An 11726-nucleotide genomic window follows, 5' to 3' on the forward strand; every position below is an offset into this window, starting at 1 on the left:
CTATATTTATATCTCTCGATGGTGCATAAATTTATTTTTTCTCACGCAGAGACGCAGAGGGCGCAGAGCAGAGAGATTTCTTATTTTCAGGAGATTGCTGTGAAGAATTTCGGTTGTTTACTAAAAACTGGTTTGATTAGTTTATTTATTTCTTGCATTTTGAGCAGCAGAACTCAAGCTAATTCTATCCCTTCATATATTGTTAATGATTTTAATCAAATCAATTCTGTTTCTCAATTATCTGATATTAGTGCTGATGGTTGGAGATTTAAAACTCTACAAGCATTGATCGAAAAGTATAATTGTGTAAATAATGGTTTGTCTGACAATACAGATTTTCCTAATCAAAAGCTTAATAGATACGAATTTGCTGCTAAACTCAATGCTTGTATAGGTAGTATAAATCAGCTAATTATCAATAATGATGCTGCTACAATTGACCAAGAAAGTTTAACTGCAATCCAGCGATTACAAACTGAATTTTCAACAGAAATAAAGGTTTTTGAAACACGAGTCAGTTTATTAGAAACCAATGTTAATAAATTAGAATCACAACAGTTTTCGCCCCATGTTGAACTAGAGGGAGAGGTGATATTTGCTGTCACTGGAATAGTTGGTAAACAAAAAGCTGGAAATACTAATAAACCAATTAATGATAATTTAGTATTTAGTAATCGTGTCCGTCTTAGTTTAGAAGGTAGTTTCACAGGTAAAGATAAACTAGAAGTGCGTTTACAAGGCAGCAATACACCCGAATTGGAAGATGTCACTGGCACTAAAATGGCCAATTTAGGATTTGATGGTGATGATGACAATGAGGTGGAATTAGATGAAATAGAATATAGATTTGGGTTAGGTAAACAAACCCGGATGACTTTGTATGGTTTAGGGGGAGGTTTAGGTGATTTAGTTCCTAGTATTAATCCTCTGTTTAGCGGTAGTGGAGATGGATCTATTTCTACATTTGGACGAGAAAATCCTATTCGACGACAAGGTGGTGGAGTCGGTGTTGGTATTTCTCATAATTTGAATAATGCTGTTAATTTCTCCTTGGGATATATCGCTAGTAATGCAGATAATTCTGAAAGGGGAATTTTTTCTAGTCCTAATGGTGTTATTTCTCAACTCACTCTCGAACCTACTAAAACAACAGCACTTAGTTTTACCTACGTCTATTCTCACAACAATCTCAATACGGGAACCGGCAGCGAATTAACTAGCGATCCTTTTAATGATCTAGCAAATTCGATTACTGCTAATTCTTTCGGTGCGGAAGCAGCTTGGCAAATTAACCCAACTGTTTCTCTTGGTGGTAGAGTTGGTTTTATTAATGCTGAAACAGAAGATTTACGAACAGATGCAAATGCGACTATTTCCACATGGGCAGTTTTGCTAACTCTCAAAGATATTGGTAAAGAAGGTAGCTTTGCTGGTTTTGTATTCGGTCAACCCCCGAAGGTAACTCATAATAGTTTTGGTAAAGCCTTTGAGGATAAAGATACATCTTTACATCTAGAAGCTTTTTACCATTTTCCTATCACGGATAATCTAGCCATAACTCCGGGATTGTTTATGATTACAAGCCCGGAACATGATAATAGTAATGACACTATTTATGTGGGTACTGTGCGGACAACATTTACCTTCTAATCAAAAATTTGTTGCAGTTGGTATCCCCGTGGACGGAATTATAGCGATGTGGAATATTTATTGATGGATCAGATGTGTTTGGGTGGTGATATCTTATGGTTTTATTTATTGGGGTATCTTTTCTCGCATCAAGATTTGTAAGCAGCACACACAGATTTTGACCGCAGATGAACGGATGGGATATTGATTTAATCCTGTTCATCCTAAAATCCTGTAAATCCTGATTCAGACAAAGTTTCGTAAAATCTGTTACTTAACCCCCTTCTCCAAAAAATACCCGTGTATACATTACCAACTAGATAGAGATAAAATTGAGAAGTATCCGGCATTTACCCTCACGGAGATTTTGGCCTGATGTTGCTATGCCTCAGAATTGAGAATTTTGCCCTCATTGACCAACTGGAATTAGAGTTTGGTGCTGGGTTGAACGTGTTAACAGGGGAAACCGGCGCGGGAAAGTCGATTATTTTGGATGCGATTGATGCAGTTTTAGGTGGGAAAGTCTCTAGTCGTGTAATTCGCACGGGGACTAGTCGCGCTTTGGTGGAAGGTACTTTCAGTATCAATCCTTTCCTAGCGGCTTGGTTGAGTGAACAGGAAATTGATTTAATTGATGATAATTCAGTAATAATTAGTCGTGATATTTCTGTCACCACAAGTAATATACGCAGTAGATCTCGTATAAATGGGGTGTTAGTAAATCGGCAGATTATGGGTGGTTTGCGCGATCGCATGGTGGAAATTACCGCCCAAGGACAAACTGTACAAGTGGGACAATCTGCTCAAGTTAGAGATTGGTTAGATTTATATGGTGGTGACTCTTTGATGCAACAACGCCAAAAAGTTGCTGTTGCTTTTATGGCGTATCAACAAGCACACCAAACTTTAGAAAAACGCCGCACTTCCGAACGGGAACGTTTACAACAACTGGATTTACTCACCTATCAAGTGCAAGAATTAGGCGCAGCAAATCTCAGTGATGCTCAAGAAATGGAACAATTGACACAGGAAAGGGAACGCCTAAATCACGTTGTTGATTTGCAACAAATGAGTTACAAAGTTTATCAGGCTTTGTATCAAAATGAAGATGAAACTCCCACCGCTGCGGATTTGTTGGGAGATAGTGAAACGATATTAAATCACATGGTGGAGTTTGATTCTCAATTACAATCTTTGCTGGAATTGGTGCGAGACGCAGTAGCAGCAATGATGGAAGTGGGAAGACAAATTAGTGCTTATGGGGAAGGGTTAGAAGCAGATCCGCAACGGTTAGAAGAGGTTGAAGAACGGATTCGGGAATTAAAACAAATTTGTCGCAAATATGGACCGACTCTTACGGAAGCGATCGCTTATTATGAACGTATCCAAAAAGAATTAGCCGAACTTAATAACAGTGAACTATCAATAGAAACTTTAGAACAACAAGAACAAACTTGTTTACACCATCTCAATAAAGTAAGTCAGACATTAACCCAACTGCGTCGTCAAACTGCGGCTAATTTAGAATCTCATTTGTTAGCTGAACTTAAGCCATTAGCAATGGAAAAGGTAAAATTTCAAGTTGAAATTACACCAATTCCTCCTACCGCTATAGGTGCAGATAAAATTACTTTTATGTTTAGTCCTAACCCTGGTGAACCTATACAACCATTAACAGAAATTGCTTCTGGTGGGGAAATGAGCAGATTTTTACTAGCTTTAAAAGCTTGTTTTAATCAACATGATGGGGCTGATACAATGGTATTTGATGAAATTGATGTGGGGGTGTCAGGAAGAGTTGCTCAAGCTATTGCTGAGAAATTACACCAACTTAGTCAAAATCAACAAGTATTATGTGTTACTCATCAGCCTTTAATTGCAGCAATGGCAGATCGACATTTTCGAGTTGATAAACAAGTTATTAATAACAATGGTAACACTGAACAACGTACAGTTGTGAGAGTTACCAGTTTAGATAATTTAAATACTCGTCGGCAAGAATTAGCACAGTTAGCAGGTGGTAAATCTGCCAATCAAGCGATCGCATTTGCCGAATCTCTGTTATTACAAGCTGCAAACCACCGTCGTCAAGAACAAAGTTAAGTTCTCAACCGATGGTAAGTAGGTTGGCGTTAAAAATTGTCGTTGGGATAAGGCAGGGGGAGAAAGGGTTTTAGCCTTGTTTACTTTTCTTTACACAGTTTGGTTTTATTGTGCTTACCTACTTAAACAACGCTTTTACAAACTTACTACTTACCGTTAGATTCCACTCCCAAAAACTAACACTAACAAAAGAAAAAGCTTTCTGTTTTCAAGAGTTTTACATACTTATCTTTTAGACTACTGTGCTTTTATCCAGTACTTAAATAGTACATTTGATCTATACGTTGTGTTCAAATCGAGCATCGCACGGTTAAATACTTAGCTCATCTAACAATTAGTCATTAATAAATTTAGTTAATCATATTTTTATTAAAAGGTACTTGCTTTTTCATGAGAGTTATGAGATTCTACTATTAATCTACAATAAATCAGTCGAGATACAGTAGTTTTATCAGCAACCCACAACTAACGCTAATGCCTACAGTGGCTAAGGAGTTGAAAAGCTTTGCCAACAACTAAATATGCAGCAGTTACAGTGGCATAGCTGACAACTGCTATACCAGAAAATCATTATTATCCTATACTGATTTGTAAAAAATATTACTTGGAGTCTAATATGAGCAAACAACAAAAACAACTAAGACTCGGTGCATTTTTACCAGGTGCAGGTCAGCACGTGGCAGCTTGGCGACATCCCCAAGCACAGAGTAATGGCGCTCTCAACTTTGAGCATTATAAACAAATAGCCCAGACAGCCGAGCGCGGTAAATTCGACGCATTTTTTCTAGCTGACGGTTTAGCCTTACAACATCGTCCTGGTGCTGAAGGCCGGACAGCCTTCGGTGGCGACTTTGAACCTGTTACCCTATTTTCAGCCTTGTCTGCGGTGACAGAACGAATCGGTTTTATTGCTACTGCCTCTACCACCTACGAAGATCCGTATATTCTCGCACGCAAATTTGCTTCCTTAGATCATATTTCTGGGGGAAGAGCCGGCTGGAATGTAGTCACAACCGGTAGTAGTGAAGCAGCCGGCAATTTCGGACTGGAAGCCCATCCTATTCATGCAGAACGGTACATCCGCGCCCACGAATTTATTGATGTAGCCAAAGGTTTATGGGATAGTTGGGAAGACGATGCTTTTGTCCGTGATAAAGAAACAGCTTTTTACTACGACCCCAAGAAAATACATCAACTTAACCATAAAGGCAGATTTTTCTCCGTACGCGGACCATTAAACATTGCCCGTCCACCCCAAGGATATCCTGTGATTGTGCAAGCCGGTTCTTCTGAAGATGGTAAAGAACTGGCTGGTAGAACTGCGGAAGTTATATTTACTGCTCAACAAACTTTAGAAGATGCCCAAGCCTTCTATGCAGATGTTAAAGGTAGACTAGCAAAATATGGACGCACACCTGACCAACTCAAAGTGATGCCCGGTGTGTTTCCCGTAGTTGGCATCACAGAGGCAGAAGCAAAAGCTAAGTATCAAGAACTACAAGATTTAATTCATCCCCAGGTTGGTTTGGCTTTATTACAGGGACTTATAGGCACGGATCTTTCCGCCTATCCTCTGGATGGACCATTGCCAGATTTACCAGAAACCAATGATAACAAAAGCCGCCAAGCATTATTAATTGATATTGCTCGCAAACATAATTTTACCATTCGGGAACTTTATCAATGGATTGCGGGAGCGCGTGGTCATTGGACAATTATTGGGACACCAGTGCAGATTGCAGATCAATTGGAAAGCTGGTTTGTCAATGATGCTGCTGATGGTTTTAATATTATGCCTCCTTACCTTCCTGGAGGACTAGATGATTTTGTGGATTTAGTAATTCCTGAATTACAACGTCGGGGATTATTCCGCACTGAGTATGAAGGTACAACTCTGCGTGAAAATTTGGGGTTATCTCGTCCAGTTAATCAATATCAAAAGGTATTGGCAGCAATTAAATAATTTTTTTCTCACGCAGAGGCGCAGAGGCGCTGAGAATTCGAGAGATAGAATTTTTAACTTTCAGATGCGGATTTGGGATTGCAATTACACCATAAAAAAATATATGAGCAAAACACGCAAGTTTCGGTTAGGTGCATTTATTCAAGCTACTGGACATCATATTTCTGCATGGCGACACCCCAATACACAAATAGATGCAGGTTTGAATTTTGAACATTATAAAGAAATTACTCAAACTGCGGAACGCGGTTTATTTGATGCTGTTTTTCTAGCAGATAGTCCAGGAGTTTGGGGTGGTTCTCCTGAAACTCAAATTCGTAACGGTAAAATCGCTCATTTCGAGCCTGTTACCCTGTTTTCAGCTTTATCTTCTGTCACCAAAAACATTGGTTTTATTTCCACAGCTTCCACTACTTACGAAGATCCCTATACATTGGCACGGAAGTTTGCATCTTTAGACCATTTGAGTCACGGACGTGCAGGGTGGAATGTTGTCACCACAGGGAATGAAAATGCGGCGGCTAATTTCGGACTGGAACATCACCCAGAACATAGCCAACGTTATGAACGGGCTGAAGAGTTTGTAGAAGTGGTGCAAGGATTGTGGGATAGTTGGGAAGATGATGCTTTTATCAGAGATAGAGAATCGGGTGTTTATTTTGATGCCGACAAACTGCACACATTAAATCATAAAGGCAAATATTTTTCTGTTAAAGGGCCTTTAAATGTTGGTCGTCCACCCCAAGGTTATCCAGTCATTGTTCAAGCTGGTGCTTCTGAACCAGGCAGAGATTTAGCTGCTCGTACTGCTGAGGTAATTTTTACAGCTAATCAAACTTTAGCTGATGCTCAAGCATTCTATGCAGATGTGAAAGGACGGTTGGCAAAATATGGACGTTCTCCCGATGATCTCAAAATCATGCCCGGAGCTTTCCCCATCATTGGCAGAACTGAGGAAGAAGCTCAAGAAAAATATGAGTTTTTGCAATCTTTAATTCATCCCGATGTAGCTTGGGGAATCCTCCAAAATTATTACAAAGGTGTGGATTTATCACAATACTCTTTTGATGATTTAGCACCGGAATTACCCAGTGATACTAACAATAATAAGAGTCGCTTAAAACTGGTGACAGACTTAGCTACTCGCGGTAGTCTTACCCTACGTCAATTATATTTATCTTTGGCGACAGCGCGGGGGCATCGTACTATTTTGGGTACTCCTGAAACCATTGCTGATCAATTAGAAGAATGGTTTATTAATGATGCGGCGGATGGTTTCAATATTATGCCTCCAATTTTGCCTACAGGGTTGGATGAATTTGTAAATTTAGTTGTTCCGGTTCTACAAAAACGCGGACTATTCCGTACTGAATACGAGGGTAGTACCTTACGAGAAAACCTCGGTTTGCGTCGTCCAGTTAATCGTTTTGCTGTTACACAAGAAAACAAAACACTGGTGTTGGCGTAATTTCTACACAGTGTCAGTGTTGTAGGGTGTGTTAGGATGAAATCCGTAACGCACCATTGTCAAAGGTTCGGTGCGTTACGCTGTGGCTAACGCACCCTACAAAAATTAATTTTTAATCACTCTAATTAAGTCACGTCAGCACAGACGTTAAAAGCCTACCGAAGTCTATGCAAACTATCGGAAAGTTATGCTTGTCCAAAAGACAAGAAACTCAAGTCAAAATCAACAGCACGATTTCCCACAGATACCCGATTTTTTGAAAATTCATAACTTTTAGATTCTGCAATTGTTTGAGAAATCAGGGATCTAAATTGTCTTGTAACTTTTCTAAGGAAAATATGAGTAAATATAGCAAGTTGAAAAGCTCTCCCTCCGCCGCAGTTAGAGCCAATCTCGATTATCCTGTCATTGATACTGATGTTCACACTAATGACTTTACTCCTGCCCTTGAGGATTATATTGCTCACTACGGCGGTGTGAAACTGGTAGATGAATTACGCAAAGCCGAATCTTCCCGTCTAAATTCTAAGACTGAGGGTAAAGACTGGTATCAACAAACTCCAGAAGAACGCCAATATAATCGGACATTGCGATCGCCTTGGTGGGCTAGAGTTACCCGTAATACCTTAGATTTGGCTACTTACACTCTCCCTGCATTACTTTACGAACGTCAAGCGGAGCAAGGCTCAGATTATTCGGTACTATTTCCTAATAATGCCTTAGCTGCGGCTGGTGCAAGTAAAGAAAATCGTCAACTACTGCAACGGGCAATTAATCACTATCATGCTGATATTTACCGCAAATATAGCGATCGCTTGACTGTGGTAGCTGGTATCCCCATGACTACCCCCCAAGAAGCGATTGAGGAGTTAGAGTTTGCTGTAAAAACCCTGGGATTGAAGGTGGCAAATATTCCTGGTGGTGTAAAACGTCCAATTAAAGCGATCGCTGATAAATACCCAGCCGATCAATTCCCCGAAATCGGCAAATATGCCTCTTACATAGACTTTTTCGGACTAGACAGTGAATACGACTATGATCCCTTCTGGGCTAAAGCTGTCGAATTAGGTGTACCCATTACCACCCATTACGGTAGTCAAGGATGGACTGGACGCTCCTCCATCAGTAACTACATGAACAACCACATCGGTCATTTTGCCGATGGTTCACAAGCATTTGCGAAAGCATTATTCTTTGGTGGTGTAACTAGAAGATTCCCACAATTGCGTGTCGGTATGCTAGAAGGTGGTGCAGATTGGGGCGCTCACGTTTACATTCATTTAGTAGATCGTTTCTCCAAACGGAGTTTAGAAGGTCTGCAAAATTACAACCCAGATTTAGCTAATCCTGATGAGTTGTTTGAATTGTTTGAACAGTATGGTGGTGACATTACTCAAGGACATTCCCTCAGCAAAGAAGAATTGACTAAGAGTGTATTAGGATCTTCCTTCAACCGTCATAGCCGTTCACCAGTGGGTAGCGAATTGGAAGATTTTGGTGCAGCAGGGATTCAATCAATTGAAGATATACGCGATCGCTGGGTGAACAGTTTCTTCTTTGGTTCTGAGTCTGATGATCGCACAATTGCTGCGGCATTCAACGACAAAGCTAACCCCTTGGGAGTTAAGCTCAACGCTATTTACTCCTCCGATGTTGGTCACTGGGATGTACCCGATCTCACCGCACCTTTAGCTGAAAGCTGGGATTTGGTCAGAGAAGGCGTAATTTCTGAAGATGACTTTAAGGCTTATGTATTCGGTAATCCTTATAAATTCTACACCGAAGCTAACCCTGATTTCTTTAAGGGTACAGCAGTAGAATCCAAACTACCTAAGACCGAATCTCAAATAGAGAACAAAACCTTGGTAGGTGTGTAGATGTCTTTGTAGACCTCTGGTAAGTAATTCGGGATAGATAGAGACGTTTCATGGAACGTCTCTACAGCAATAAATAATGAAGAAAACGTTCGCGAAGCGTGCGTGCAGCGCATACCACAGAGGCGCAGAGGACGCAGAGAAATAAATTATTGTCAACCTTTTGCAAACGCACATTTGAGGATTTAAAACTATGCCAGTTGAAAAAAGATCCTACGACACCAGCAATGGTTCGTTACCTTATATTTTTTCCCCAGCTAATATCAACAAACCCGCCCCTCTCGTATTATTTCTGCATGGCGCAAAGGACAGAGGAACAGATATCAATGTTTTACTAAAATGGGGTTTCCCTCTTTTCGTAGATTCATCAGCATCTTTACCTTATATCTTTGTAGCTCCCCAACTTTCAGAAGGTCAGACTTGGGTAGATAGAGCAGATGATGTAATTGCTTTACTTGATCATATCATTGCTACCCAAACCGTAGATCCATCCAGTATCATCATATCTGGATTCAGCTTAGGCACGGCTGGAGCTTGGCATATCGCCGCTTCCTATCCAGGTCGTTTTGCCGGTTTGGTAGCCACATCAGGTCGTGTACCCCAAACATTAGAACCAGCCCAAATAGCTGCACTCAAAGAAATTTCCATTCAAATATTCCAAGGTGCAAAAGACGAAAAACTCTCAATTGAAGATACCCAAAATGTTGTTGATACCCTGCGTGGAGCAGGAGCAAAAGTAGATTTTACTGTATTACCTGAAGGCGATCATTTTATTGCCGATGAAGTTTACAGTAGCCCAACATTGCAACAATGGCTAGTTTCACAAAGTCTTCGTAAAACTTCTGTAGCTGTGTGACTCCAAATATCCAGAAACTAACTCGCAAAGTTCCGTGAGATAGCAAATAAAATCATGAACATCATGCTTAATTCCAAGTTAAAACCGAACTTATTCTCCAAAATTCAGTGTACTAATGTCAGACTCTCGCAAAGAAATCAGAATTTGTTTTATTGGTGAATCATTTGTCAATGGCACAGGTGATCCAGAATTCCTGGGTTGGACAGGTAGAATATGCCGTCACGCTGAATCAAAAGGATATGCAATCACCCACTACAACTTGGGCGTGCGGGCTGAGACAAGTCGCTATCTCAAACAACGTTGGCGCTCGGAAGTATCCTATCGTCTTCCTCCTGAGTCCGATGGGCGAGTAGTGTTTTCTTTTGGGGTAAACGACTCAGGATGGGCAGGTAAAAAGCAAGGAATCGAACTTTCTGAGTCGATCGCAAATGCTCGCAGCATCCTGACTGAAGCAAAGCAAATCTATCCTGTTTTGATGGTTGGTCCGCCGCCATGTGGTGATGTCGATCAAGAAAAAAGAAATCAAATTATCGCAAATCTGTCACAGGAATTTGCTTTAGTTTGCAATGAACTAGATGTTCCATATCTCGATGTGTTTTCGAGTTTGCTAAAGTCACCGACCTGGCTAACAGAAGCAAAAGCCAATGATGGCGCTCACCCAAAAGCAGATGGTTATACAGAATTTGCAGCGATTGTACAAAACTGGCAAGGTTGGTTAAATTGGTTCACTTCTTAGTAACTGCGTGGTATGGCCTTTTAATTCTGAGATCGCATTCTATTTAGAAATTCCAAAACTTTCTCAATCAAAAACATTTCTATGACATTACCAAATATTAAACTCGGTCAAACCGGACTCACTGTTTCTAGACTCGTTCTCGGTACAATGACCTTCGGACTACAAACCGATGAAGAAACATCTATAAAAATCCTCGATACTGCCGCCGAAGCAGGAATCAACTTTCTCGATACCGCCGATGTTTATCCTCTTGGTGGTGGACTAGCCACTGCTGGACGGACTGAGGAAATCATTGGTCGTTGGTTAAAAGGTAAACGAGAACATTTTATTGTTGCTACTAAAGCCGTCGGTAAAGTTGGTTCTGCACCTTGGGATCAAGGATCTTCACGCAAACATATTTTAGATGCCATTGACGCTTCCCTCAGACGACTGGGAACTGATTATGTTGACTTGTACCAACTGCACTCTGATGATACTTCAACTCCTCTTGATGAAACCCTAGAAGCACTTGATACCATAGTTCGATCTGGTAAAGTCCGCTATATCGGGGTTTCCAATTTCTTAGCTTACCGATTAGCCCGCGCTTTGGGTCGTGCAGATGTGCGTCATCTGACTCGTTTCGTCTCCATTCAGCCCCGCTATAACCTCTTATTCCGGGAAATTGAGCGCGAATTATTACCATTGGCACAAGAAGAAGGCTTAGGTGTCATTCCCTACAATCCTTTAGCCGGGGGACTGCTGACAGGTAAACATAAATTTGCTGAAGGACCAACATCAGGGACTCGTTTTACCTTGGGTACAGCCGCAGAACGTTATCAAGAAAGATATTGGCGCGATCGCGAGTTCAATACTGTGGAGGAATTACGCACAGTTGCCGATCTAGCAGGATTATCTCTCACTACTTTAGCTGTCGCTTGGGTTCTGGCTAATCCAATTATTACAGCCCCTATCATTGGTGCTAGTCGTCCAGAACAACTTATTGATAGCCTCAAGGCTGTGGAAGTCAAACTTGACGACAATTTGAAACAAAAATTAGACGACATTACCGCAGAATATCGCCGGGGAGATGCTCTGCGTTAGATGGCTTTTGGATGATT

The 11726-nt window shown here is 40.8% G+C and carries 8 protein-coding genes; all 8 read left to right on the forward strand.

The genetic code is table 11. The features are described 5' to 3' along the window. Positions 1–99 precede the first annotated feature (99 nt). Positions 100–1650, forward strand: a complete 1551-nt coding sequence (locus H6G59_RS08315) for an iron uptake porin (protein ID WP_339327938.1) — start codon at positions 100–102, stop codon at positions 1648–1650. Positions 1651–2004: 354 nt separating this feature from the next. Beyond that, positions 2005–3732: a DNA repair protein RecN gene (gene recN / locus H6G59_RS08320; RefSeq protein WP_190713309.1), complete on the forward strand. Its 1728-nt coding sequence runs from the start codon at positions 2005–2007 to the stop codon at positions 3730–3732. 616 nt (positions 3733–4348) lie between these two features. Then, on the forward strand, positions 4349–5695 hold the full coding sequence (locus H6G59_RS08325) for an LLM class flavin-dependent oxidoreductase (protein WP_190713310.1): 1347 nt from the start codon (positions 4349–4351) through the stop codon (positions 5693–5695). A gap of 103 nt (positions 5696–5798) precedes the next feature. After that, a complete protein-coding gene (locus H6G59_RS08330) occupies positions 5799–7163 on the forward strand; it encodes an LLM class flavin-dependent oxidoreductase (protein ID WP_190713312.1) in 1365 nt (454 codons plus the stop codon). 338 nt (positions 7164–7501) lie between these two features. Further along, positions 7502–9040, forward strand: a complete 1539-nt coding sequence (locus tag H6G59_RS08335) for an amidohydrolase family protein (protein ID WP_190713314.1) — start codon at positions 7502–7504, stop codon at positions 9038–9040. 190 nt (positions 9041–9230) lie between these two features. Continuing rightward, positions 9231–9893: a carboxylesterase family protein gene (locus H6G59_RS08340; protein WP_190713316.1), complete on the forward strand. Its 663-nt coding sequence runs from the start codon at positions 9231–9233 to the stop codon at positions 9891–9893. Positions 9894–10008: 115 nt separating this feature from the next. Further along, positions 10009–10629, forward strand: coding sequence for a GDSL-type esterase/lipase family protein (locus tag H6G59_RS08345; RefSeq protein WP_190713319.1), 621 nt, complete (start codon positions 10009–10011; stop codon positions 10627–10629). An 81-nt stretch (positions 10630–10710) separates the two neighbouring features. Continuing rightward, the gene (locus tag H6G59_RS08350; RefSeq protein WP_190713321.1) at positions 10711–11709 is read left to right on the forward strand and encodes an aldo/keto reductase; all 999 of its coding nucleotides are present in this window, start codon (positions 10711–10713) and stop codon (positions 11707–11709) included. Positions 11710–11726 lie beyond the last annotated feature (17 nt).

Source organism: Anabaena lutea FACHB-196, from assembly GCF_014698305.1.
Classification (GTDB): domain Bacteria; phylum Cyanobacteriota; class Cyanobacteriia; order Cyanobacteriales; family Nostocaceae; genus Anabaena; species Anabaena lutea.